Annotated in this window: 19 protein-coding genes; 10 read left to right on the top strand and 9 right to left on the bottom strand. The window is 72.9% G+C overall.

Annotated elements, in window-relative coordinates; all coding sequences use genetic code 11:
- The first annotated feature begins 22 nt into the window (after window positions 1-22).
- Entirely contained in the window at window positions 23-1558 is a 1536-nt protein-coding gene (locus DMB42_RS13570) for a hypothetical protein (protein ID WP_125634335.1), read from the top strand.
- A 210-nt stretch (window positions 1559-1768) separates the two neighbouring features.
- Here DMB42_RS13570 and DMB42_RS13565 read toward each other — a convergent pair whose 3' ends face one another.
- Both DMB42_RS13565 and DMB42_RS13560 read right to left on the bottom strand, forming a co-directional pair.
- The gene (locus tag DMB42_RS13565) at window positions 1769-3688 is read right to left on the bottom strand and encodes a hypothetical protein (protein WP_125634334.1); all 1920 of its coding nucleotides are present in this window, start codon (window positions 3686-3688) and stop codon (window positions 1769-1771) included.
- The gene (locus DMB42_RS13560) at window positions 3673-4443 is read right to left on the bottom strand and encodes an ABC transporter ATP-binding protein (protein WP_125634332.1); all 771 of its coding nucleotides are present in this window, start codon (window positions 4441-4443) and stop codon (window positions 3673-3675) included. The genes DMB42_RS13565 and DMB42_RS13560 overlap by 16 nt, the downstream gene beginning before the upstream one ends.
- A gap of 102 nt (window positions 4444-4545) precedes the next feature.
- On the opposite strand from DMB42_RS13560, the gene DMB42_RS13555 reads away from it, so the two are divergent.
- Window positions 4546-5127, top strand: coding sequence for a TetR/AcrR family transcriptional regulator (locus DMB42_RS13555; protein WP_260477669.1), 582 nt, complete (start codon window positions 4546-4548; stop codon window positions 5125-5127).
- A 52-nt stretch (window positions 5128-5179) separates the two neighbouring features.
- On the opposite strand, the gene DMB42_RS13550 is transcribed toward DMB42_RS13555, so the two are convergent.
- From DMB42_RS13550 to DMB42_RS13535, 4 genes are read right to left on the bottom strand one after another with little or no spacing between them, the layout of a single operon-like run.
- Window positions 5180-5539: a hypothetical protein gene (locus DMB42_RS13550; RefSeq protein ID WP_125634330.1), complete on the bottom strand. Its 360-nt coding sequence runs from the start codon at window positions 5537-5539 to the stop codon at window positions 5180-5182.
- Window positions 5540-5590: 51 nt separating this feature from the next.
- A complete protein-coding gene (locus DMB42_RS13545; RefSeq protein ID WP_125634328.1) occupies window positions 5591-6583 on the bottom strand; it encodes a pyridoxamine 5'-phosphate oxidase family protein in 993 nt (330 codons plus the stop codon).
- Window positions 6583-7221, bottom strand: coding sequence for a hemerythrin domain-containing protein (locus DMB42_RS13540; RefSeq protein WP_125634326.1), 639 nt, complete (start codon window positions 7219-7221; stop codon window positions 6583-6585). The genes DMB42_RS13545 and DMB42_RS13540 overlap by 1 nt, the downstream gene beginning before the upstream one ends.
- A 44-nt stretch (window positions 7222-7265) precedes the next feature.
- Window positions 7266-10562: a BTAD domain-containing putative transcriptional regulator gene (locus DMB42_RS13535; RefSeq protein WP_125634324.1), complete on the bottom strand. Its 3297-nt coding sequence runs from the start codon at window positions 10560-10562 to the stop codon at window positions 7266-7268.
- A gap of 166 nt (window positions 10563-10728) precedes the next feature.
- Here DMB42_RS13535 and fxlM point away from each other — a divergent pair, with 166 nt between their 5' ends.
- Complete coding sequence (gene fxlM / locus DMB42_RS13530; RefSeq protein WP_125634322.1) at window positions 10729-11955, top strand: methyltransferase, FxLD system; 1227 nt, start codon at window positions 10729-10731, stop codon at window positions 11953-11955.
- A gap of 33 nt (window positions 11956-11988) precedes the next feature.
- On the opposite strand, the gene DMB42_RS13525 is transcribed toward fxlM, so the two are convergent.
- Complete coding sequence (locus tag DMB42_RS13525) at window positions 11989-12558, bottom strand: TetR/AcrR family transcriptional regulator (RefSeq protein WP_185844639.1); 570 nt, start codon at window positions 12556-12558, stop codon at window positions 11989-11991.
- A 96-nt stretch (window positions 12559-12654) separates the two neighbouring features.
- Here DMB42_RS13525 and DMB42_RS13520 point away from each other — a divergent pair, with 96 nt between their 5' ends.
- Complete coding sequence (locus tag DMB42_RS13520; RefSeq protein WP_125634320.1) at window positions 12655-13056, top strand: nuclear transport factor 2 family protein; 402 nt, start codon at window positions 12655-12657, stop codon at window positions 13054-13056.
- A gap of 55 nt (window positions 13057-13111) precedes the next feature.
- Here DMB42_RS13520 and DMB42_RS13515 read toward each other — a convergent pair whose 3' ends face one another.
- Window positions 13112-14911 carry a DUF5107 domain-containing protein gene (locus DMB42_RS13515; RefSeq protein WP_125634318.1) on the bottom strand — a complete coding sequence of 600 codons (1800 nt, stop codon included), beginning with the start codon at window positions 14909-14911 and terminating at the stop codon, window positions 13112-13114.
- Between the two features lie 208 nt (window positions 14912-15119).
- Here DMB42_RS13515 and DMB42_RS13510 point away from each other — a divergent pair, with 208 nt between their 5' ends.
- The 4 genes from DMB42_RS13510 to DMB42_RS13495 are packed head-to-tail and all read left to right on the top strand — an operon-like array spanning window position 15120 to window position 21395.
- The gene (locus DMB42_RS13510; protein WP_125634316.1) at window positions 15120-18260 is read left to right on the top strand and encodes a discoidin domain-containing protein; all 3141 of its coding nucleotides are present in this window, start codon (window positions 15120-15122) and stop codon (window positions 18258-18260) included.
- Window positions 18261-18268: 8 nt separating this feature from the next.
- Window positions 18269-19621, top strand: coding sequence for an ABC transporter substrate-binding protein (locus DMB42_RS13505; RefSeq protein ID WP_125634314.1), 1353 nt, complete (start codon window positions 18269-18271; stop codon window positions 19619-19621).
- On the top strand, window positions 19621-20565 hold the full coding sequence (locus tag DMB42_RS13500) for a carbohydrate ABC transporter permease (RefSeq protein WP_125634312.1): 945 nt from the start codon (window positions 19621-19623) through the stop codon (window positions 20563-20565). Before DMB42_RS13505 ends, DMB42_RS13500 begins: the two co-directional genes overlap by 1 nt.
- Window positions 20565-21395, top strand: coding sequence for a carbohydrate ABC transporter permease (locus DMB42_RS13495; protein ID WP_125634310.1), 831 nt, complete (start codon window positions 20565-20567; stop codon window positions 21393-21395). The genes DMB42_RS13500 and DMB42_RS13495 overlap by 1 nt, the downstream gene beginning before the upstream one ends.
- On the opposite strand, the gene DMB42_RS13490 is transcribed toward DMB42_RS13495, so the two are convergent.
- Entirely contained in the window at window positions 21338-22537 is a 1200-nt protein-coding gene (locus tag DMB42_RS13490) for a GDSL-type esterase/lipase family protein (RefSeq protein ID WP_125634308.1), read from the bottom strand. The two genes, DMB42_RS13495 and DMB42_RS13490, sit on opposite strands and share 58 nt — an antisense overlap.
- Before the next feature lie 92 nt (window positions 22538-22629).
- Between DMB42_RS13490 and DMB42_RS53195 the strand changes: the two genes are divergently transcribed.
- Both DMB42_RS53195 and DMB42_RS13485 read left to right on the top strand, forming a co-directional pair.
- Window positions 22630-22893 carry a hypothetical protein gene (locus DMB42_RS53195; RefSeq protein WP_185844663.1) on the top strand — a complete coding sequence of 88 codons (264 nt, stop codon included), beginning with the start codon at window positions 22630-22632 and terminating at the stop codon, window positions 22891-22893.
- Window positions 22856-23476, top strand: a complete 621-nt coding sequence (locus DMB42_RS13485) for a hypothetical protein (protein WP_221762129.1) — start codon at window positions 22856-22858, stop codon at window positions 23474-23476. The genes DMB42_RS53195 and DMB42_RS13485 overlap by 38 nt, the downstream gene beginning before the upstream one ends.
- Window positions 23477-23598 lie beyond the last annotated feature (122 nt).

Raw genomic sequence — 23598 nt, 5'->3', positions numbered from 1 at the left:
GGCGCCGCGTACAACCGTCGCCATGAGTCCATCTACGGCATACCGATCCGGCCGAGGAGCCGGGCCGGACGGCTTTCCCCAACTGCTGCGCGCGGAGTGGGCCAGGTTCCGCGCCGGGCGCGGCTGGGCGCTCGCCATGGCGGCGTCCGTACTGGTCACCGTGTCGCTCGGCCTGCTGATCGCCGGGAGTGCCCGCAGCACGTGCGTGACCGGGAAGGGCGAGGGCCCCTGTCCCGCGCCGCTGCTGGGGCCCGACGGTACGGCGGTCAAGGACAAGTACTACTTCGTGCACCAGCCGCTCACCGGGAACGGCGGCATCACCGCCCGCGTGTCGGACATGACCGGGCAGATCCGGCTGCCGGACGCCGTACCCGGGGTGCGGAACGTCGCCAAGGGGGTGGTGCCGTGGGCGAAGGCCGGGCTGCTCATCAGGCAGAGCCTCAAGCCGGGCACACCGTACGCCGCCGTCATGCTCACCGGGGCGCACGGCGTGCGGATGCAGTACGACTACACCCATGACGTGGCCGGCGGTCCGCACAACGGGCCGCAGTGGTTGCGGCTGACCAGGTCGGGCGACACCGTCAGCGGCTACGAGTCGGACGACGGCCGCACCTGGACCGAGATCGGCACGGTCAGGCCGGCCGGGCTGCCGGAGACGGTCGAGATCGGGCTGTTCGCCACCTCGCCGGGCACGTTGTGGGACATGGCGAAAGCCTTCGCCCAGGTCACCGCCACCTTCGACCAGATCGGGCTGCGGGGCGCGAACGGCCCGTGGCGGAACGACGACGTCGGCGTGTCCATGGAGTCCGACGGCAGGACCCCGCATCACCCGGGCGGGGTCGTCAAGGCCGGCGACAAGCTCGTGGTGACCGGGGGCGGTGACATCGGGCCGGCGACGGTGGAGGGCGGTCTGCGCGCCGACCTCACCCTGATCGGCGGCGCCGTGGGGCTGATCCCGCTGCTCGTGGCAGCCGCCACGTTCCTGACCTCCGCACGCCCCCGAACCGGAACCTCCCCTGCCCCGGCCGCTCCCGCCGAGCCGCGGCCGGCGCGGGTGCTGGTGGCCGCAGGGGGGCTGGTCGGGGTGGTGGCGTTCGTGGCGGGGCTGGTGGCGTCGGGGGTCGTGGTGCCCGCCGGTCTGGCGTTGTTGCGCGCCCATGAGAACCCGATCCAGCCGATCACCCTGGGCACCGGCCTCCGGGTGATCGTCGGCTACGCGGCGCTGACCGCGGCCGCCGCCGTGCTGGCTCTGGGCCTGGCCGCGCTGGCCGGACGGATCGTCGCCGCCGGGCTGGCCGTCACGCTGGTCGTCGTGCCGTACCTGCTGGCGACCGCGGGAGTGGCGCCGTGGTTGCTGGCGATCACCCCGGCCGCCGGGTTCGCGATCACGCAGAGCGTCCCCACGTTCGCGCACGTGGACGTCGACCCGTCGCCGATCGGGGGCTACTACCCGCTCCCACCGTGGGCAGGGCTGGCGGTGACCTGCGGATATGCCGCCCTCGCCTTAGGGGCGGCGATGGTCGTACGGCACAGGAGGGCCGTCGCCGGCCGATCCTGACCCGTCCGGGGCGGCCAGGCAACCGTCAGCGCGGCGGTCAGATGGTCGCGGAAGCGGCGGGCCGCCTCGCGGACGGGGTCGGCGCCGGATGGCGCGCCGCCGCCGAAGCCGACCTCGCCCAAGGGCTACGGCGCCGGCCACCGGCTACGCCCGCGGGACCAGCACCCGGACCACCTGATCGACCTCAAGAAGATCGTCGCCTGGGTGAGGTCACGGAACAGAAGGACCGTGAGCGGCGCGGTCGTCCACGGGCGGCTGTCGCCGTGACCTGGCCAGGTAGTAGAGGCCGATGCCCAGTCCGGTGACCAGCAGGACGGACCCGAGGGTGATCATGGCGATGATGGTCGGCCATCGGAGCGGAGGCGGCAGGTACAGGGCCAGGAACCACGAGCGGGTGATCTCGCCGGTGGTCAGCATGAGCGCGGGCACGACGCCCTGGGCCACCAGGGGCACCCAGCACAGGGTCAGGCTCGCGACGACGTAGGCGCGCCGGCCCGCCGGAGCCAGGTCGAGGCCGAGCCGGTCCAGGCCCAGGGAGGGCTTGGACCGGGACAGCGGCTCCAGGTCCAGGGCAGGAGCCGGCCGCCTCCGTCCCGGTGAGACGCCGGTGCGCAGGTGCAGGAGCAACTCGGGCGCGCTCGACCTCAGCCTGGTCGCGGCGACCCGCCCCAGCGCCCACGCCAGTACGACACCACCGGTCAGGCCCACGACCGGGCCCGCCCAGACCGGCCCCAGCCGGACCGCGGCGTACGCGGGGACGGCGGTCGCCGCCGTGAGGATCAGCACCAGCAGCACCTGGGCGAAGTCGATGCCGTTCTCCAGCAGGTTGCCGCCTCTGCGGTGCGGGTCGGGCAGGGGCGACGGCCGCAACACCGACACCAGCACGGTCACCCCCGCGCCGCCACCCAGCAGCGCGGGCACGAGCGCCACCAACCAGGGCCACAGGTCGTACCGGCCGCTCAGGACGACCATGGCGACGGTCAGGACGATCGTCGGCGGCGCGGCGACCATCAGCCAGGCGAGCTGACGACCGCGTACGTCGTGGCGCTCGGCGCCGGGGATCATCATCTTGCCCCACAGCTCGGTGCCGTCCTCGCCGTAGAGGTTGGCGGCGATGGCCGCGACCCAGAGGGCGAAGACCGTTCCGGTCCAGGGGAGGAAGACCGGCGCGCCTACGGCCAGCGGCAGCAGGCAGAACGCCAGGGCGTAACACAGGGCGAAGACCAGGTAGTGGAAACGCGGCAGGTCCCGGGACCAGGTGCGCAGCTCGCGGGCGGCGACCGCCGTGGTCGGGCCCTTGGCCCAGCCGCCGGTGGTGACCCGGGCCGGGCGGCCGTTCGGGCGTCTGGTGGTCAGCCGCCGCTTCAGCAGGGCCGCCCAGCCGTACCAGCAGGCCAGGGCGAGGACGGCCAGCCCCGCGAGGGCGGCGGCCACCGCCGGCCATCGCCCCTCACCGGCCGCGCGCACCGCCACCACACCCCAGCCTGAGGGCAGCGCGGCCACCCAGGCGGAGAAGGAGCCGGAGAACCCGGTGCGCAGGACGCTCTGCGCCAGAGGTGAGAGCACCCAGGTCGAATGCAGACCGGCCAGGACGACGGCGCTGACGAGGGCGGCCAGCGCCGCGCCCGCCTTGGACCGCATGACCTGGCCGAGCGCCGCGGTGACCAGCCGGGAGGCCAGTACGCACACCATGAGCTGGAGCACGACGGCGAGCACACCGACCGCCGTGGCCGCCGCGCCGAGCCCGGTCCTGACGGCCACCACCACGAGCGCGGCGAAGGCCACGAGGGTGACCAGGGGCGCGACGCCGACGAACGCGGCCCCCGCCAGCCCGGCCGCCAGGCCGCGCGGCGTGCACGACAGCAGCGAGAAGTGTTCGGGACGCAGCGTCTCGTCACCGCCGCCGAACAGCGCCGGGCCCAGCAGCCATCCCGCCGCCCACAGGGCGAACCCCACACCCAGCAGGTCGAACGGCAGCGACGCGACCGCGTGGTCGCGGCCCACCAGGGCGATCAGGCCACCCGCGAGGACCAGCCCGGCCAGCGCGCCGGTGAGCATCTGGAAGGCCCGCCGGCCGGTCATGGAATGCCGCAGGACGGCCAGTTTCATCCGGATCAGGACGACAACCACGCCAGCTCACCCACCTCGGGGATCTGGCCGCCGACCAGGCTCACGAACCGCTCCTCCAGGCTCAGGCCCGCCTGTACGGCCGCCAGCGGGCCCGAGGCCACGACCCGGCCGGAGGCGATCACCGCCACGTGGTCGCACAACTGCTCGACCACGGCCATCACGTGGCTGGAGAACACCACCGAGCCGCCCCCGCGGACGAACCGCCGCAGGATCACCTTGATGGCGGCGGCCGAGACGGGATCGACGGCCTCCAGCGGCTCGTCCAGCACCAGCAGCCTCGGCGCGTGCAGCAGTGCCGCGGCCAGGCCGATCTTCTTGCGCATGCCGGTCGAGTACTCGATCACCAGCGTGCGTCCGGCCCCGTCCAGCTCCAGGATCTCCAGGAGCTCGGCCGCCCGCCGCTCGACCTGCCGGGGTTCCATGCCGCGCAACAGGCCGGTGAATCGCAGGAGCTCGGGGCCGGTCAGCCGCTCGGGCATGGACAGCCCGTCGGGCAGGACGCCGATCAGCTTCTTGGCCCGCGTGGGGTCGGCCCATACGTCGAGGCCGAAGATCTCGGCCCGGCCCTCGTCGGGGCGCAGCAGGCCGACCGCCATCGACAACGACGTCGTCTTGCCTGCCCCGTTGGGGCCGACCAGGCCGAAGAAGGACCCGGGCGGCACCTCCAGGTCGATGCGGTCGACCACCGGTCTGCGTCCGAAGGTCTTGGTCAGGCCGGCGAGCCGGAGCGCCGGGTTGGTGCTGGATGGCCTCACGCTGAGCTCCTGTCTACACGGCACGTGCCGTGCCGTTCTGGAGCATGATGGAGGACGGTGGCGCTTGTCAACACGGCACGTGCCGTCCGTTACGGTGGTGGCATGAGTGACAAGCGCAGCAGCCGGGCCGCCGACCGTACCGAGGCCATCATGCGGACCACGCTGGAGTTGGGCGAGGAGATCGGGTACGCCAAGCTCAGCATCGAAGCAGTCGCGGCCCGCGCCGGCGTCGGCAAGCACACGATCTACCGCCGCTGGCCGTCCAAGGGCGCGCTCTTCCTCGACTCACTCCTGTCGCTGAACGAGTCCCACCTGGACTACCCCGACACCGGCGATCTCCTCGCCGACCTGCGCCGGCAGATCCACGCGGCCGTCGACCTGCTGGACCGGCCGCCCGTGGGCCCCCTCTACCGGGCGCTGATCGCCGAGGCCCTGCTCAACCCCCAGGTCGCCGCGGCGCTCAACGACCACTTCATCACCCCGCAGGCGGAGAAGACCGTCGCCCGCCTGAGGGCGGCCCGCGACCGGGGGCAACTGTCGCCCGGCTTCGACCTGGACCTGGCGATGGCCGTCCTGTCGGGCCCGCTGTACTTCCAGGCCCTGATCGTCCAGGCGCCGCTGACCCACGAGTACGTCGACCGCGTGATCGAGACCCTCTTCACCGGGATGAACGTCAGCACCTGACCCGGAACGCCCGTACTTCCGCCCCCGTCGCGCTCACGGAGGCCCGAGGGGGTCAGGCGCGCCGGAGCTGTTCGGCGTGCGGGCGTTCCTCGGCGCGCGGGCGGCCCGGCCGGGTGTCCAGGAGCCGCCATCGGCTCGTGACGCCGTCCGGGCCCTTGAGCGTCCCCCGCGCGAGGGCGGTGTCGATGCGGGCCCGTACCTCGTCCTCCGCGTCCGGTTCGGCCGCGAACAGGACGCGCACCAGCACGACGCCGTCCCGGCGGTCGGCGGCCGTGTGGTGGGGCGCGATCGGGCAGGGCGGCTCGTGGTCCCAGTGTCCGCACAGAGCCACGGTGATCGCCGCGCCGGGCGCGCGCACGTCGCTGTCGTCCTCCATGACGATCGTCGCCTCATGGGCGAAAGCGGTACGCACCCTCCCATGGTCGCCCGCCCGAGCCCGAGAGGTCCAGCCCGGATCCCGTTCTCACGCGCGGGCGGCGCCGGGCCCGGGACGGCGGACACGCGGTACGGGCTGCCCGCGACGGGCGGCCTCGGCCTCCAGGCGCTTCCTGAGCATCCGGCCCTGACCGAGGAACGAACGGTTCCGCGCGCGGCGGTTCCCGGCAAGACTCCAGTCGTTCAGGGCCCGCTCGACCCGTACGACCAGCCGGTCGCCCGTCCCCGTCGCGATCCCGACGAGCACGACGTTCTCCTGCCACTCCATGGCCGGGCCGTGCCGGTGGAAGGTCAGGCACACCGGCCCGTCGGCCGCCCGTACGCCCGCGGGCAACCGCAGGTCGTACCCGGTCCCGGTCCGTACGGCGGAACGGGTGGGCACGGCCAGCGGCATGCCGTCGGCGACCATGGTGACGACGGGCTCGCCCAGGCGGTCCGCGCGGTCGGCGAACGGCCGCCAGTCCGCCGGCGGGGCCGACCGGCTCGGCAGCCGGGGGCCCAGGGGGGCGGGGTCGGAGGCGGGGGCCGTGACGTCGCCGGAGCCCGTCCAGATCTCGGGCGTCCTGGACAGGTCGCCGCCGGGCCAGCGGACGATCCGCTCCGGGGTCACCTCCACCCAGACGCGGGCGAAATACCACCCCAGGCGTTTCACCAGGAACCACGGCATCCCGGCGAATCCGGCGCCGGTCTTGGCGAACGACTCGCGGACGTACCGGTCGGTGCCGGCCTGGAGATCGGCATCGCGTACGGTCGCCCGGCCCTGCACGAGGACGACTTGCGCCCGGTCCGGCCCGCCGGAGCAGAGCAGCGCGACGCGCGGGTCGCGCCGGGCACGTTCGGCCTTGTCCGGGTAGGTGAGCCCGGTGCTCACGTCGAGCGTGCCGCCCGCGCCGGCGTACGGCGTGACGGGCCAGGTGACGGGCCGGCCGTCGCGGGTGAGCGAGGCGTACCCGCAGACCAGGGCGCGGTCGAAGAGCTCGGCCGCCTCGCGCGGCAAGGTGGTCGGTGCGGCTGTGGTCATCACGACTCCGAGAGAGCAGGGGCGGGGGTGGCGTACAGGCGGGTGAAACGCCGCCGGTAGGCGGGCCACCAGAACAGGCGGAACATGAGCCGGGCCACGACCGGCAGGTCCGCGTACGAGGCCGCGAGCAGGTCGGCGCCGGCGCTGGAGGCGAGCCAGCCGAAGATGACGGGCACCCGGCGGCGGCCGAAGTCGTCCATGGCCCGGCGTCTGTCGGCCTCGACGTCGTCGAGGGTGAGGTGGCGGAGCATGAGCGGCACGGCGGTCCGTTCCTCGTGGTCGAGGTGCTCGTTGACGGGCTCGTGCAGCCGCCGCAGGGTGGGCGCGCGCCCGGTCAGGGGCACCGCGCGATCGGCGGCGGCCTCGATGAGCGGGTCGAGCAGGGAGTGCTCGGACTCCAGCTCGGCCAGCGCGTCGGCCGCCTCCGGGGCACGACGGGTCAGCGTGGGCCACAGGACGGCGTCCTCGTGCGAGTGGTGGGCGTGCAGCATGTCCAGCACGAGCGCGAGCTGCTCCTCCAGCAGCTCCTCGTGCGCGTCGTCACGCGGGTCGCCGCACGCCTCGGCCAGGCGGCCGAACTCGGCGCGGAAACCGGCGTGCATCATCAGGAAGCCGGTCAGGTGTTCTGGTGTGATCATCAGTCTGTTCCTCACGTGTCGGGAACAGAGTGCGCGGCCCGTCTCTACGTGCACTTGGCGAGGGCTTGGCGGGCTCTAGCCAGCCAGTAGCCCGCGCCCGCCCGCTCCAGCAGGCGCACCGCCTCCCGCAGGTGGGCCCGCGCCCCCTCGCGGTCCCCGAGCGCCAGCAGCGCCTCCCCCAGGTGGCCGTCGTACGCGCCGTCGACGGTGGTGCACGTGCCGCTCACGTGCAGCAGCCCGGCGAAGGGACGGAACGCGCCGTGGACCTCCCGTACGACGTCCGCCTCGCCGAGCCGGATCGCGGCGTGCAGCCGGCACATGGTGGCCGTCGCCCAGTGGTAGTCGCGCGGCGGCAGGGGCGTCTCGCGCAGCAGCCGCCGGGCGCGTTCGTGCTCGCCGAGGCCCGCGAGCGCGTACGCCAGGAGGTAGGCCGCCCCCGCCAGACCGGTACGCCGGAACGTCTCCTCGATCCACGCCACCTCCTCGCCGAGGCGGTCCTCCTGCATGAGCGTCTCGGCCCGTACGGCGACCATGGCCACCTCGAAATACGCGAGATCGGCGAACGACAACGTCGCCCGGACGGGCTCGAAGTGCCGGGTCGGGTCCGGCACACCCTGGAACAGGTCGAGCCCCACGTGCGCCACCGCCACCTGGAGCGCCAGCGTGGGATTGTGCAGGTCGCGCAGCGGCGCGGCCATCTCCGCCAGCAGCGCGCGGGCCCCCGCGACATTGCCGTGCGTCACGAGATGCACGACGAGGTGGAGCTGCGCGATCACGCTGAGCTGGGCCGACAGGTCCGGCTGCGCCAGCAGCCGGCGCGCGGTCCCGGCGCGCTGCTCGATGAAGTCCTGTCCCTGCGTGGCGAGCAGCCGCAGGTGGAGCACGCGCCGCAGCGCGGCGGGGTCGCCCAGGCGCTCGGCCGCCGCCACGGCCTGCGACGAGACCGCGCCGACCTCGTCCTCGCGTCCGGTCTGGGCGGACACGACCGCCCGTACGGCCTGTGCCGTAGCCCAGGCGGGCGCGGACGGCGGCAGCTCCCGTACGGCCCGGTCCATCGAGTCCCGTACGGCGGCGACGTCGAGGCCGTACCGGAAGGGCACCCAGACGCCGTGTCCCATGGCGATGTCGGCGGCCCTGACGGCTTTGTCCAGGTCGGCGCCGGCCAGGGCGAGCGCCTGCTCGACCGCCTCGTAGCCTTCGTCGAACCGTCCGGCGGCGTAGCGGCTCTCCGCCAGCCCGACGGCGAGCTCGAAACGTTCGGCCGCGCCGGCCCCGGCCGGTTCGGCCGCCGCCAGCGCCTCCTGCCACGACAGGGCCGCGTCGTCGGGCGCGTGCCGCCGCAGGGCCGCCCGCGCGGCGCGGGCGGAGAAGTCCATCGCCATCCGGGCGGGCCGCGCGCCCAGCTCGGCCGCGGCCAGCCAGTGCCGGGCGATCACCGCGGCGCGGTCGTCCCGGTCGCCGTGGACGCGGGTGAGGGCGTCCGCGACCTGCTCGTGCACCCGTGCCCGCCACAACCGCGACCGGCGCGACAACAGGGCGTCGGTCACCAGGGCGTGCGCGAACTCGTACCCGCCCAGCCGGTACGACGACTCCCGGATCAGCCCCGCGTCGAGAGCTGCGTCGAGCGGCGGCAGCAGGTCGCCGACCTGGACAAAGCCGTCAGGGCCGCCGGCGACCCGGGCCAGGACGCCCGCCTCGAACTCGTCGCCCATCACGGCGGCCAGCTCCAGCACGCGGGCCGCCTCCTCCCCCAGGGCCGCGACCCGGTGCAGCACGACGTCCAGCACGCCCTGCGGCAGCTCCTCGCCCGCGCGGGCCAGCTCCGTGAGGAAGAACGGGTTCCCGGCGGTGCGTCCGCGCAGCTCCTCGGCCCCGCGACTGCCCGGGTCACGGCCGGACACCTCCCGGACGAGCGTACGGACCTCCTCGGCGGCGAGCCCGTCGAGCCCGAGCCGGCGCGCGCCGAGCCGCGACAGCGCCGACAGCGTGGCGGTGAGCGCCGAGGCACCGTGCCGCCGGAAGGTCGCCACCAGCAGCAGGCCGGGCCGCGCGGCGGAGGCCACGTGGACCAGCAGCCGCAACGTCGCGTCGTCGGCCGCGTGCACGTCCTCCAGCACGACGACCGCCGGGCCGACGCCGGCCAGGAACGTGCCGACCGCCTCGAAGAAGCGCAGCCGCGCCCCCTGCGCGTCGGACGCCGGGATCGCCTCCACCCCGCCGGACAGGAACCCGCGTACCTCGCCGGGCAGCGCGGCCTCCGGGACGGCGGCGGCGAGGTCGCGCAGCACCCGTTCCCAGGGCCACAGGGCGGGCGCGGTCTCGTGGTCGGGACTCGCCCCCCAGCCGACCGGCACGCGGGCGGTCGCGCGGAACCGCTTCAGCAGGCTCGTCTTGCCGACGCCCGGCTCGCCGTCCACCAGCACGACCAGCCCGGCGGCGGACTCGGCCCGCGCCGCCTCGTCCAGGAACGCCAGCGCGCTCTCACGTCCGACGAACACCGGCGGGTCCGCCGCGGGCTCGGCGACCTCGCGGGCCGGGGGTTGCCGCGGGGGTGCAGGCGTGGCCGGCCGTACCGGCGGGAGCAGCGTGGCGTCCTGGCGCAGGACCGCGGCTTCGAGGTCCCGCAGCCGCGGCCCGGGGTCGATGCCCAGCTCCCCCGCGAGCACCTGCCGCACCCTGCGCAGGCATTCGAGGGCCGCCGCCTGCCGGTCCGCCCGGTAGTGGGCCAGCACCAGCAGCTCCCAGGCCCGCTCCCGCAGCGGGTGTTCCCGGACGAACGGGTCCAGCCGGGCGACCACGTCCGTGTGCCGGCCCAGCTCCAGCAGGGCCGCGGCCAGCCCCTCCACCGCGTCCAGCCGTACCTGTTCCAGGCGGCCGATCTCCGCCTGCGCCCACTCCTCGTAACGCGCGTCCGCGTACGGGTCGCCCCGCCACAGGTCGAGCGCCTCGGCGAGGGCGGCCGCCGCCTGCTCGTGCCGTCCCTCGGCCAGACGGCCGGACCCGGCGGACACGAGCGCCTCGAAGTCCCTCGTGTCGAGGCCGAGCCCGCCGGTCATCAGGCCGTACCCGTCGGCGGCGCTGACCAGGACGGTCGGGGTCGCGCCGGGCCGCCGCCCGGGCTCCAGCCGGCGGCGCAGATTGGAGACGTACGCCTGCAGGCTCCCCTGGGCGCTGGCCGGCGGACTGCCGGACCACAGCCGGTCGGCCAGGAGGTCCACGGGGAGCACGCGGTCGGCGTGCATCACGAGAAGGGCCAGCAAGGCGCGCTGCTTCGGCGTTCCGACCGGAACGACCCGCCCGGCCACGACGAGTTCCATGGGCCCGAGGACGTTCAGCCGCACCCGCCAATGATAGGGAGCCCCCTTTCAACCGGTCCAGTCACCACTTTTCCAGACCCGTCCACCCGTCCGGCGCCAAGGATCGCACCACTTCCACCGGCTTGGGCCAGGCTCGCCCGTGCTCCCGAATCTCCGGTACGACCGGGCAGGCCCGGCTACCCTCGCTCCGGTGACCACCGACCTCGTGCCCTCCGACTCCCCCGATCGCCTTCGGGCCGACATGGTCTCCGAGCTCAGGCGGGGCGGCTGGATCCGCTCCCCCGCGGTCGAGTCGGCCTTCGCGAAGGTGCCGCGTGATCGGTTCGCTCCGGAGGCCCCGCCACATGCGGCCTACGCGGCCAACGACGTCGTCATCACCAAGCGCGGCCCCAACGGCAGAGCCACGAGCTCGATCAGCGCGCCGTGGCTGCAGGCCGACATGCTCGAAGCGGCGGAGCTCCGCCCGGGCGCGAAGGTCCTGGAGATCGGCTCCGGCGGCTACAACGCCGCCCTCATCGCCGAGATCGTCGGCCCCGGCGGGCTGGTGGTCACCATCGACATCGATCCGTTCGTCACCGAGCGCGCGAGCCGTTTCCTCGCCCAGACCGGCTACGGCCGGGTCAAGGTCGTCCTGGGAGATGCCGAGCATGCCGCCGATCAGCACGCCCCGGACGGCGGCTTCGACGCGGTCATCGTCACCGTCGGCGTGTGGGACGTGCCCTGGGGCCACCTGCTCGCCCCGGACGGCCGGATGATCGTCCCGCTGCGCTTCTCCACCATCAGCCGCTCCTTCACCTTCGTCCGCGAGGGCGGGCACTTTCTCGGACTCGACCCCGAGGTCTGCGGCTTCGTCCCCTGCCAGGGCGCCGGCAAGCTGCCCGATCAGGAACCGGTCCTGGCCGACGGCGCCGTCAGACTGACCCTGGAGATCGGCCCCACCCTTGACGCGGCCGCACTCGACCGGGCGCTGACCGGCGACCGCACCGAGCTGTGGACCGGCGTCACCGTCGGTGGCGAGGAGCCGTTCGACTCGCTGCACCTGCGGATCGCCACCGTCGACGAACGGTTCGGCATGTTCTGGCAGGATCCCGACCGTGACACCGGCCTCGTCCAGCCGGCCATGCGCTGGTACTGTCCCGCGCTCATCACCCGCGACAGCTTCGCGTACCTCACCATTCGCCGGCAGCGCGGCACCGAGGGGCGCTGGGAGTTCGGCGCCAGTGGCCACGGCCGCGACGGCGCCGAACTCGCCCACCGGCTTCACGATCACGTATGCACCTGGGATCGTGCCTGGCGCGACCGCCCCGAACCGGCCTTCACCCTCCACCCCGCCGACGCCGACGTGCCGGCTCCCGCCATCGGCCGTATCTTCCGCAAACGTCACACCCAGCTCGTGATGAGCTGGCCCGACACCTGACGGTTCCGCCCGGTGCACGTACGGCCGGCCGCGTCAGGAGGTGGGGCCGGTGAAGCCGTGGTGGAGGAGGTGGAGGAGGTGGCGGGCCTCGTTCGCGTCGGCTCCCGCGATGGCGGTCGCGTTGGTCAGGGCGAGCAGGTGGTCGAGGGTGAGGTCGGTACGCACCTCACCGGCCCGCTGAGCCCGTATGAGCAGCTTGTCCGCGGTGGAGCGCATGGAGTCGTGCCATTGGCGGAACAGTTCGGCGCGGCGCTCCTGGCTGGTGTCGGTCCCGGCGAGGGCCAGGGCGCGTTTGTCGGAGATGTGCGCGACGAAGGCGTCCAGCCAGGTGAAGAGCGCCTCGCCCGGTGACGGCTCGTCGAGCAGGTGGGCGCCCAGGTCGCACAGTGCCGTGACCTCGTCGGCGTAGACCGCCACGATCAGGTCGGTACGGGTGGGGAAGTGCCGGTAGAGGGTCGCGTTGCCCAGCCCCGCGCGCCGGGCCACGTCGTCCAGCGCGACGCCGGGACCGTGTTCGGCGAAGAGTTCCTTCGCCGCCGACAGCAGCAGCCGCGCGTTGCGGGCCGCGTCGGTCCGTCGTGCTCGCCGTGGGGCGTTCGTCATGGCCCTGTTCTCCGCCGGTTGTCATGTGGGGACGTCCCCGGTTACGGTAGCGCACACAAACGGGGACATCCCCACTTAAGCGGGAGACGGAGAACCATGGCTCTCACCCTCGAAGAGCGCGTCACCATCACCGAACTGATCGCGATGCACGGCCACCTGTGCGACAGCGGGGAACTGGACAGGCTGGAGGAGGTGTTCACCGTCGACGTCACCTACGACGTCACCGACTTCGGACAGGAACCCCTGCGCGGAGTGGCCGCCTGCGCGGCGGCCGGACGGGCCCTGGGCGATCTCAACCCGGTCGGGCACCACGTCACGAACGTCGTCCTGACCGAGCAGGACGGCGGACGGGTACGGGCCCTGTCCAAGGGCATCGGCGTCAACGCCGACGGCACGACCGCCAGCGTGACCTACGAGGACGTCGTCGTCCACCTCGACCAGGGCTGGCGGATCAGCCACCGCAGGGTACGCGCCCACCGGGCTCCCCTGGGCGGCTGAGCCACCCGGTCCCCGCCCGAGAACGGCGAACGGACCAGGTCCGCGCACCGCGGCGCTAGTCCATGCGGAAGTCGTACGCGGGCGGGAGGGCGGAGTCCCTGCCGTGGTGGGCGAACCAGAGGTCGTCCAGGGCGTCCTCGCCTTCGCGCAGGTCGGGGACGATGAGACCGGCGTCCAGGATCCGGCCGGTACGGGCGCGGTCGCCCGTGGACAGCGCGGCCCGGGCCTCCAGCAGGCGGACACGGCCGTGCGCGCGGTCCCCGGCCGGGAGGCGGTCGACGAGGTCGAGGGCGTCGGCCGGGCGGCCGGCGGCGATCAGGGCGGTGAGGGTCTCGACGGTGAGCGGGCGCATGCCGGGCGCCAGGGCGTGCGCCTCCAGCAGGAGGACGGCCGCGGCCGCGTCGTCGCCGTCGATCCGGCCGGCTTCGGCGAGCGCCCGCAGCACCAGGGGGTGACGCCGTACGGCCAGGGCCTCGCGCCAGGCGTCGAGCGCGCCCGCCCGGTCACCGGCGGCCCACAGGTTGAGGCCGAGGTGGTAGCGGCCGTGCCAGTCCGCGGCCGTACGCAGCAGGTTCAGCCAGCGCGGTCCGACCACGCACACGGCCTCGCACACCGCCTCGCCGGGCAGCCGTCCCTCGGCCAGGAGGGACAACCACGGCGTCTGTTCCGGCCCGAGGGTGTCGTCGGGGAACGGCGTGGCGGCCGACTCCGGCAGGCCGCCCGCCCTGCGTTCCAGCGCGCCCCACCCCGAGCCCCGGTGGATCACCTCGGTGACGGGACGGTCGGTCCACGGCCCGGGATCGGCCTGCTTCCAGGGAAGTGTCCTGGCGATCACGTCGACCGCCGCGCGCGCCTGCTCGTACGGAGCGTGGGGCTGGCGGAGGGTGAGCGGGCTGTAGGTCTCCGTCCAGGTCCAGGCGGTGTCGCCGGGGAGCGGCAGGTGCTCCAGCTGGGTACGGGCCAGCCCGGCCTGGATCTCCAGGTACGGCGCCCCGGGCCCCGAGAGCCAGCTCTGCCAGTTGCTCCCCCCGGCGGAGACGCCCCAGCCGAACAGCTTGCGCCCCTTCAGCCGGGAGGTGGAGGTGTGCAGCAGGCCGTGGCCGTCGTCGTCCACGGCGGCGATCCAGGGGGTGTCGGACGTGACGTGGAAGAAGTAGTCGGCGGCCGACCGCCAGGTTCCCGGGTAACCGGCGTCGGGCTCGCCCGGGTAGGGCACGGTGGTCAGGCGCTGGGCGTACCCGAAGTGCTCGGCCCGGTCGGCCGGGGCCAGGACGCGGGTGCGCGGGGACTGCGGGACGGCGATGTTGGACCACCAGTAGACGGGCACGGTCTCCGTCCGCGGGTTGCGGATGGTGACGGACACCACCAGAGCCGGAGAACCGGGCGGCAGGGCGGCGTCGATCTGGACCACCAGGCCGCGCATCCGTTCGTACTCGTACAGCCGCAACACCGGGTACGGCGCCTCCACCCACGCGGCGTGCAGCGGGTCGCAGGTCAGGGCCCAGTGGCCGGTCGTGCCGAGGTTCCATTCCACGCCGCCGGCGAACCAGGCGTCCCGCAGGGCGAGGTTGGCCGGTTGGATCACGGGGTTGCGGTGCAGCAGTTCGCGGCCGGTGGCGAGGTCGACCAGCGACCACAGCCGTCCGCCCAGTCCGGGCAGGAAGACCGCGCGCAGGTGCTCGTTCTCCAGCGTGACGGAGGGGACCTCCCGCTCGGCGGGGTCGCGGTCGTAGGAGTCGCGCCTGGCGTACGGGAGCAGCGACGGCGGGTGCCCGAAGTCGGGGATCGCCACGGCGGGAGGTCGCAGGATCGGCAGCGGGCTGACCGGCCCGGCGTCGGCGATGGTGAGCTTCATCCGGACATTGCCCCTTCGTTCAGAACGTTTTAAGGCGACCTGCCGCGAACGCTAAGGACCGCCAGGCTGCCTTGTCAATGCCCCGAAGTGTGCGTGTAACAGTCCGAATACGAGCCATTGACGACATCTATGTGCACATCTATGTTCCAGTCAGCGCATTTTGAATCGTTTTACCGCAGGTTTCGGGGACCTCAGTGAGGAGCCGTCCATGGCCGTCAAACCCGCCCCGCTCGCAGCGTTATGCCTCCTGCTCACTTCCATGTTCCTGGCCGTTCCCGCCCACGCGGCCGCCCTGTCCGTCTGGGTGCAGAGCGCGGCCGACCGCGCGTTCTCCTCGACCACCCGCCCGTCCGGCGCGCCGGCGTCGATCACGCTGCGGGCGGCCCGCGGCGAGAACGAGGCCGCCCAGATCCTGGTCAGGTCCACCGCGGCGGCCACCGGGGTACGGGTCACGGCCGGCGCCCTGAACGGCCCCGGCGGCGCGGTGATCCCGGCGTCCGCGATCACCGTCAGGCGTGAGTACAACCACCCGCGCATCTCCAAGATCGGCGTCTACCAGAACCCGCCGGACGGCGGCACCGCCTACTACGACTCCCTGATGGAGAACACCTCGCAGTCCCTGGCCGCGAACCTCACCCAGCCCTACCACTACAGCGTGCGCGTCCCCGCGTCCCAGACGCCCGGCGCGTACACGGGCACCGCCACCGTCCGGAGCGACGGCGGCGACGTCACGGTAAATGTCGCGGTCACGGTCTACGACGTCACGATCCCGCCCGCCAACCGGTCGACCTTCAAGATGAACAACTGGTCCACCTCGGCGGGCTGGGACTACGACGGCACGGTCCGGGCGATCCCCGCGCAGTACGGCGTGCAGATGTACGACGCCGGCTGGTGGCGGGTCATCGGGAACATCGCGGCCAACCACGCCAGGCACCGCAACAACGTGATCTTCGCCGACTTCCAGGCCCTGCTCATCCCCGACACGACCGTGGACGCGGCGGGCACGTACACCTTCGGCTGGGGCACCTTCGACCGGTTCGTCCAGACGTTCGTGGACGCGGGGGCGATGCAGTACATCTACACCCCCCACCTGCTGGAGGGCCTGCCGAACGACGTCGTCAAGCTGGACATGATCAAGAAGGTGAACGGCGTGGTCCAGCGTGTCCTGGCCGATCCGGGCACCGCCGAGACGAACGCGTACCTGACCCAGCTCTTCCCCGCGCTCAAGGCGCACCTGGACGCCAAGGGGTGGACGGACCTGTTCTACATGAGCGCGCTGGACGAGCCGACCACCGCCAACCAGGTCAACGCCGCCAAGTGGCTCTACGCCAAGTACCGCCAGTACTTCCCCCGCCCGCTGACCAACGAGGCCCATCTGCGTGTGCTGCCGCAGATGGAGGAGGACCTCACGACCGCGACGCCGCACACCATGCTGTACGACAGCGACGTCGCCTACTTCCAGCGCCGCCGTCTGAGCGGCACGGACCTGTGGCTCTACAACAGCAGTTCGCCGCAGGACAAGCGGATGAACCGCTTCATCTCCTACAACCTGGCCGCGACCCGGCTCACGCCCTGGCTCACCTGGAAGGTCGGCGGAACCGGCTACCTGCACTGGGGCTGGAACTTCTGGTGGGACTTCAGCGACCTCAACCGGCCCTCCGACACCTTCGACGACTGGCAGACCGGCGACAACTGGCTGGTCAGGCCGAACAAGGCCGCCTACGACGTCTACGACAGCGTGCGCAGCGAGACCCAGCTCGACGGCCTGGAGGACGTGGAGCTGCTGAACCTGCTGGCCAAGACCAAGCCGGTCGCCGCACGGGCCATCGCCAACACGCTCGTCACCGACTCGAACTCCTACGAGCAGAGCGGCACCGAGGTCGACAACCGGCACCGGCAGATCCTCGACGCGCTCGTCTCACCGGGCCCGGACCTGCGTTTCCCGTACGCCGACGACTTCGCCGCGGGTGAGACGAGCTGGCGGCACAGCGCGGGCGCCTGGTCGGTGGCCGGCGGCGAGTACGTCCAGTCCGACTCCTCCGCCAAGTGGGGCATCACGGCCGCGCTGGAGGGCCGGGCCTACCGCGACGTGGTGGCCTCGGCCGACGTGCGCATCACCGGGGTGAACGCCGACGGCGGCGACACCAACTGGGCGGGGCTCATGGTCCGCAACCTCAACGCCACCGACATGGACACCGGCTACCTGGTCGCGCTGCGCGACAACGGCCAGGTCTTCGTCTACCGCAGCGGCGTCCAGCTCGGCACCGCCGCCGTGCCGGGGTACGCCCCGGGCCAGTGGACCAGGCTGCGGGTGGCCGCCCGCGGCGGGACCATCACCGTGTTCGCGGGGGCGAGGAAGGTGCTCACGGTGACCGACGACGCCTACCCGGTGGGCGGCCTGGCCCTGGTGACCGGCGGCGCGAGCGCCCGCTTCGACAACGTACGGGTCAACCCGGAGACCAACCCGGCCGAGGGCCGTACCGTGACCGCCTCCAGCTCCTACGACGGCGACGGCTGGTCGGCCCCCGCCGCCGTGGACGGCGCGCGTACCGGTGTCGGCTGGAGCAGTTCCGCGGCGAACATGGGCGCCAACCACACCGAATGGGTGCAGGTCGATCTCGGCAGCGCCAGGCCGCTGAGCCGGGTGGACCTCTATCCCCGCTCCGACGGCGCGAACACCGGCCTCGGCTTCCCGGTGGACTTCACGGTCCAGGTCTCGGCCGACGGATCGTCCTGGACGACGGTCGCCACCAGGACCGGATTCCCCAGGCCGGGCGCGGGCGCGCAGACCTTCCCCTTCCCGGCCGCCGACGTCCGGTACATCAAGGTGACCGGGACGAACCTCGGCACCGACCAGCTCGGGCACTACCACATGCAGCTGGCCGAGATCGAGGGCGCCGGCGGCAACCTCGCGGCGGGCCGCCCGGTGACGGCGTCCAGTTCGGTGGAGTACCTCGACGAGGGGTGGCTGCGGGCCGACCTCACCGACGGTTCGCGTTCGGCGCTCTGGTACTCGATGGGCTGGAGCAGCCTGCCGGGCGCGGCCGGGCGTACCGAGTGGGCGGCCGTGGACCTCGGCGGCCCGAGCCGGGTCTCCCGGGTCGACCTGTACGCCAGGTCGGACGGCGAGAACACCGGCGGCGGCTTCCCCGTGGACTTCACGATCCAGGTCTCGGCCGACGGATCGTCCTGGACCACCGTCGCCACCAGGACCGGATACCCGCAACCGGACGCCTCGGCGCAGACCTTCTCCTTCGCGCCCGTCACGACCCGGCACGTCAGGGTCGCCGGGACCACCCAGCGCACCGCCCCCTACCACATGCAGCTCGCCGAGCTGGAAGTCCACTAGGAGCACAGATGAGAAGAACGTCCATCGCGGTCCTCGCGCTGGCCCTGACCGCCTGCGGCGGCCCGGCGGCGCCGGCCGAGGAGGAGTTCTCGCTTCCCACGGCGGCCGCGTACTTCACCACCCCCTGCCCCGAGGCCGGCACCAAGCCCGCCACGGACAAGGAGCTGACCTACTGGTCGATGTGGACCAAGGACGAGCCGCAGGGCAAGGTCCTGCGGTACGCCGCCGACTGCTTCACCAAGAAGACCGGCGTCAAGGTCACCATCCAATGGCTGGGCCGCGCCTACCTGCGGCAGAACCTGTTACCCGCGCTCAACACCGACACCGTGCCCGACCTGTTCGACCAGGACCTCACCAACATCAAGGCCGCGATCGCCTCGGCCGGCGGCACCCGCCCGCTGGACGACGTGCTGAACCTGAAGACCGGTGACGGCGTGGTCCGCGACGTGCTGCCCGCCGCCTACAGGGACAGCGCGGCGATCAAGGACGAGTCGGGCAAACCGTTCGCGGTGCCGTACCTCGTCATGGGCAACGCCTGGTGGTACGACAAGAAGAAGGTCCCGGGCCTGAAGCCGCCCGCGACCATGAAGGACCTGTACACGCTGTTCGGCGACCGGTCCGTCGCGCTCGACGGCGACATCGGCTACTACGCCGCCTGGTTCTTCGACCAGCTCGCCACCCGGTACGTCGGCCCCGGCGGGCTGGCCAGGGCCGCGCAGGACCCGACAGGGCGACTCTGGAAGAGCGACCCGGGCTTCCTCAAGGCCGCCGAGCACACCGCCGGGATCGCCGCCCACCTGGTGGACGGCTGGGACGCCGGCAAGTTCCCGCAGATCCAGCAGCGCTGGGCCGACGGCGACGCCACGTACCTGTTCATGGGCAGCTGGGGCCCGACGGAGACCCGCGAGTACCTGACCAAGCAGGGCGGCGGCCAGAACATCGACTACGGCTCCTTCCAGTTCCCCATGCCGGACGGCGCCACCCACGACGTCATCGAGGTGCAGCAGGTGGCGTTCGGCGTCACCGCCAAGGCCAGGCACCCCGAGGCGGCCAAGGCGTTCATCGCCTACTTCCTCACCCGCGACCTGCTCGCCGGTCTGCCCGCGGTCGCCGACAGCCTCACCCCGCGCACCGACCTGCCGGTCCCGTCCGACCTCACCGACCTCAAGGCCGCCCTGGAGAACCCGGCCAAGAAGCACACCCTGTTCATGGACGGGCTGGACGGCGTCGCCGACGGCAAGTTCGCCGAGCAGGTGTTCTTCCCGGCCGACAACGACCTGCTCAAGGGCAGGCTGACCCCCGTCGCCTTCGTGGACCGGCTGGTCACGGCGACCGCCGCGTTCTGGAAGGCACAGGGCTGATGGCACAGGCCCTGGCGGCGGGCAGGCGCGCCCTGCCCGCCGCCGCCACACCGCACCTGCGCAACCGGCGGCGGCTGTTCTGGCCGTTCACGCTGCCCGCCCTCACGCTGTACGTCGTCTTCCTCGTCGGCCCCGCCCTCGCCACCGTGGTGCTCGGCTTCACCCGCTGGTCGGGCGCCGGGCCGGTGACGTTCGTCGGTCTGGAGCAGTACGGCAGGCTGCTGGGCAGCGAGTCGTTCCGCGACGCCTTCGTCAACACGCTCGGCTACATCGTGGTCGGCGGGACCGGCACGTTCGTGTTCGCGTTCCTGTTCACGATGGTGTTGCGCGGCATGCGGGCCTCCAAGACCGTCCGGGCGATCCTGTTCTTCCCCAACATCGTCGCGCCGGTCGCGCTGGGCATGTTCTTCGGGTTCGTGTTCACCTACAACCCGGGGCGGCAGGGGCTGGCCAACTTCCTCCTGGAGTCGTTCGGCCTGCCCGCGGCGCGGTTCCTGCGTCCGGAGAACGTCACGTGGGTCGTGATGGGCGCGCTGGTGTGGGCCAGCGCGGGCTTCTACATCACGATCATGATGGCCGCCGTCGACCGCATCCCGCCCTACCTGTACGAGGACGCCGAGCTGTGCGGCGCCTCCCCCTGGCAGCAGTTCCGCGCCGTCACGCTCCCGCTGACCTGGGACGTCGTGGGCATCGCCGGCGTGCTCTGGACGATCGGCGCGGTCAAGATCTTCGAGATGGTGTTCGTGCTCGCGGGCCCCGGCACCTACTCGCCCCCCAGCCGTACCTGGACGCTGGCCGTCTACGTCTACGACCGGTCCTTCGGCACCCAGGGCACGCCGGAGTACGGCACCGCGTGCGCCTGCGCGGTCGTGATGATCGTCCTGGTGACCGTGCTGGTGACCGCGCTGCGCAGGGTGATGCGCAGAGAGAGGCTCGAATACTGATGCTCAGGATCGCCGGCAGGACGGCCGTCTGGCTGTTCACCGGGCTCAACGTGCTGCTGCTGTACTGGCTGGTCGCGGCGTCGTTCAAGACCCCGCTGGAGATCTTCCGGGATCCGTTCGGGCTGCCGCGCACCTGGTTCGCCAGGGGCAACCCGTTCCGCAACTACCTCTACGCCTGGAACCAGGCCGAGTTCGGCCACGCCTTCCTCGTCACCGTCGTCCTGGTGGCGGCGGCCGCGGTCTCGATCGTGGTGGTCTCCGCGCCCGCCGCGTACGCCCTCAGCCGGTTCGGCGTACGCGGGTCGGGGCCGCTGACCGGCTTCCTCGCGCTCGGCATGGGCGTCCCCGTGCAGACCGTGATCATCCCGCTCTTCGTCGGCCTGTCCGACTTCGGGCTGACCAACAGCCTGTTCGGCCTCTATCTCCTCTACGTGGCCCTGTCGGTGCCGTTCACGGTGTTCCTGCTGACCGGCTTCTTCCGTACGCTGCCCGAGGAGACGGAGGAGGCGGCGGCCCTCGACGGCGCCTCCCCGCTGCGCACGTTCGTCTCGATCACCCTGCCGCTGGCCCGCGGCGGCATGGTGACCGCGCTCATCCTCAACGCCATCGGCCTGTGGAACGAGACCCTGCTGGCCATCGTGTTCATCCAGGAGAACGCGGGCTTCACCCTGGCCCGCGCCCTGTTCACCTTCTACGGCGCGGCCACCTACCAGTCGGAGTACGGCGGTCTGATCGCCGGCGTCGCCATCGTCGTCCTCCCCATGCTCGCGCTCTACCTGGTCCTGGCCCGCCGCATCATCACCGGCCTCACGCTGGGCGCCGGCAAGTAGAAGGGTCTGGCCGACACGCTCCTGCTCGGGCTTCGGCAGCCGGCCGGGGTGGTCGGGTCGCGCCAGACGGCGTCGAAGTCCAGCACGGCGTCGAACGCGCCGCCGGCGCGGATCCACTCGTTGACCGTACGGCGTGCGCGCTCGCCCTCCGGCGTGTGGATCTCCGAGCCCTCGTACGGCGCGATCGTGGTGGCGTGGACCTTCACGCCGCGTTCGCGGGTCCGGGCGATCAGCCGGAGGTAGCCGGCGATGACGTCGTCCGTCGTCACCGGCGCGCCGGGGAACCTCTTCAGGAACTCGGCCAGGAAACCGTCGGCGTCGCGTGGGGCGGAGGAGATGCCGATGTCGTTCGCGCCCACGGAGAGCACCACGTGGCCGAGGCCGGGCGTCGCCAGCACGTCGCGGTCGAACCGGGCCAGGGCGGCGACGCCGATGCCGTCGTTGAGCAGCCGGTTGCCGCTGATGCCCTGGTTGGAGACGTAACCGGCGGTCGCGCCGCGCTCGGCGAGACGTGCGGCCAGCAGCTCCGGCCAGCTGTGGTTGGTGTCCGGGGTCGAGCCGGCGCCGTCGGTACGGGAGTCGCCCAGCACGACGATGGCCTCGGCCGGGGCGTCGGGAAGCAGTTCGACGGCGGAGATCAGGGCCCGCACCGGCAGCACGCGGGCGTTCTCCGGCAGGGTGAGGGCGGCCACGGCGTCGCCCGGGATCGTCCAGCCGGTCTCCAGGGCGGGGTCGTGGCAGGTGCGGCTCTCCACGCGCCCCGGCAGGTGGATGCTGACGGACAACTTGGCGAGGGCGGGCAGGGGCAGGTCGACCGGATCGCTGAGGATCGGCGCGCCCGCCGGGACGGTGACGGCCGCCGCGCCGGAGAAGGTCAGCACGCGCTCGCTGCCCGGCTGAACCCCGCCGCCGGGCGCCGCGCGGCCCACCCGTGCCGCGCCGATGGTGAGGGGCGCGGTCCCGAACTCGTTGGTGAAGCGGACACGCACCCGGCGTCCGCCGCCGCTGACGCGTACCACCTGGCGCAGGGTCACGTCGGCGAGCGGCGGGTGGTCGTCCAGCGAGCCGAGCCCGTCGTGGGCGGCCTGAGGCGAGGCGCCCCAGGTGCGGACCCAGCCGGTGGCGTCGTTCGTGTCGGTCATCTGTGTCCTCCGTTGTCTGTGATGCCGGTACGGCCTTCGAAGACTGGGCCGGGCCGCTGACACCGGGCCAACACGGCGCGAACACGGGGCAGGTGTCCCGCGGTGACGCCGTCCTGCCCGTTCCCGGGGAGCGGTTGCGGAGCCTGCTCGTACGGCTGGCGCTCGCCGGTGGCCGCCGGGTCGAACCGGGCGTACTGGTCGAGGCGATCTGGGCCGAGGAGCCGCCGTCCGGGCCCGGTCCCGCGCTGCAGACCCTCGTCTCGCGGTTGCGCCGCGCGCTCACCCCCGGCCGGCGCGCTCGACCGGGCGCACGGCCATGTGGAGGCGGCCCTGGCCCGCTTCCGGCAGGTCGGTGACCGCTGGGGGCGGGCCGCCGTGCTGCCGATGCGCGCCCGGCTGCGGCGGTACGACGACCTCGACGGCGCGCTGGCCGACCTGCGCGAGGCCCGTACGTCGGCGGGCGAGTTCGGCTCGCTCAGCCTCGGCGACCAGCTCTACGGCGACCTGCGCTGGATCGACGTGCACGTCCGGCGCGGCGACACCGCGTTCCCCGCCGACCACGCCCGGACACTGGTCGCCGGGGCACGCGCCGCGCTCCGCCTGGCACTGGGCGATCCGTCCGGCGCTGAGGAGGCGCTGCGGGAGGCGTACGCGGCCGCGCTGGCGACCCGGGAGCTGCCGGCCCTGTCGCTGGTGACGGTGAACGCGGCCGCGCTCGCGGAAGCGCGCGGGCGGCAGCGGGAGTCGGCCGTCCTGCTCGGGGCCGCCGCACGGCTGCGGGGCACGCACGACCGTACCGATCCGCAGGTACGCGAGCTCACCCGCCGGGGTCGGACCGCGCTGGGCGAGGACGGGTTCGCGGCGGCGTACGCGAAGGGCTGGGAGCTGGACACGCGGGCGGCGGTGGACGCGGCGCGTGCCGTGTTCCGCTCTCCATGACGAACGGCCCGTTCATGCCAGGCACAGGAGTGGGTCTGGACCCACCCACCCGTACGGCCAAGCCCATACCGGGCTGATCAGGTGCTCCCTAACATCGTTCACGCAACGACCTAAGGGAGACA

It is taken from the genome of Nonomuraea sp. WAC 01424 (assembly GCF_003947315.1).
Lineage (GTDB): Bacteria > Actinomycetota > Actinomycetes > Streptosporangiales > Streptosporangiaceae > Nonomuraea > Nonomuraea spiralis.
The sequence above is the reverse complement of the archived record's forward strand: the minus strand, read 5'-3'. Positions and strand labels throughout refer to the sequence as shown.

Bases quoted from the DNA above. Each gene is read 5' to 3' on its own strand.
- DMB42_RS13570 (WP_125634335.1), top strand. From the start codon at position 23: ATGAGTCCATCTACGGCATACCGATCCGGCCGAGGAGCCGGGCCGGAC.
- DMB42_RS13555 (WP_260477669.1), top strand. From the start codon at position 4,546: ATGAGTGACAAGCGCAGCAGCCGGGCCGCCGACCGTACCGAGGCCATC.
- DMB42_RS13545 (WP_125634328.1), bottom strand. From the start codon at position 6,583: ATGACCACAGCCGCACCGACCACCTTGCCGCGCGAGGCGGCCGAGCTC.
- DMB42_RS13540 (WP_125634326.1), bottom strand. From the start codon at position 7,221: ATGATCACACCAGAACACCTGACCGGCTTCCTGATGATGCACGCCGGT.
- DMB42_RS13525 (WP_185844639.1), bottom strand. From the start codon at position 12,558: ATGACGAACGCCCCACGGCGAGCACGACGGACCGACGCGGCCCGCAAC.
- DMB42_RS13520 (WP_125634320.1), top strand. From the start codon at position 12,655: ATGGCTCTCACCCTCGAAGAGCGCGTCACCATCACCGAACTGATCGCG.
- DMB42_RS13515 (WP_125634318.1), bottom strand. From the start codon at position 14,911: ATGAAGCTCACCATCGCCGACGCCGGGCCGGTCAGCCCGCTGCCGATC.
- DMB42_RS13510 (WP_125634316.1), top strand. From the start codon at position 15,120: ATGGCCGTCAAACCCGCCCCGCTCGCAGCGTTATGCCTCCTGCTCACT.
- DMB42_RS13505 (WP_125634314.1), top strand. From the start codon at position 18,269: ATGAGAAGAACGTCCATCGCGGTCCTCGCGCTGGCCCTGACCGCCTGC.
- DMB42_RS13500 (WP_125634312.1), top strand. From the start codon at position 19,621: ATGGCACAGGCCCTGGCGGCGGGCAGGCGCGCCCTGCCCGCCGCCGCC.
- DMB42_RS13495 (WP_125634310.1), top strand. From the start codon at position 20,565: ATGCTCAGGATCGCCGGCAGGACGGCCGTCTGGCTGTTCACCGGGCTC.
- DMB42_RS13490 (WP_125634308.1), bottom strand. From the start codon at position 22,537: ATGACCGACACGAACGACGCCACCGGCTGGGTCCGCACCTGGGGCGCC.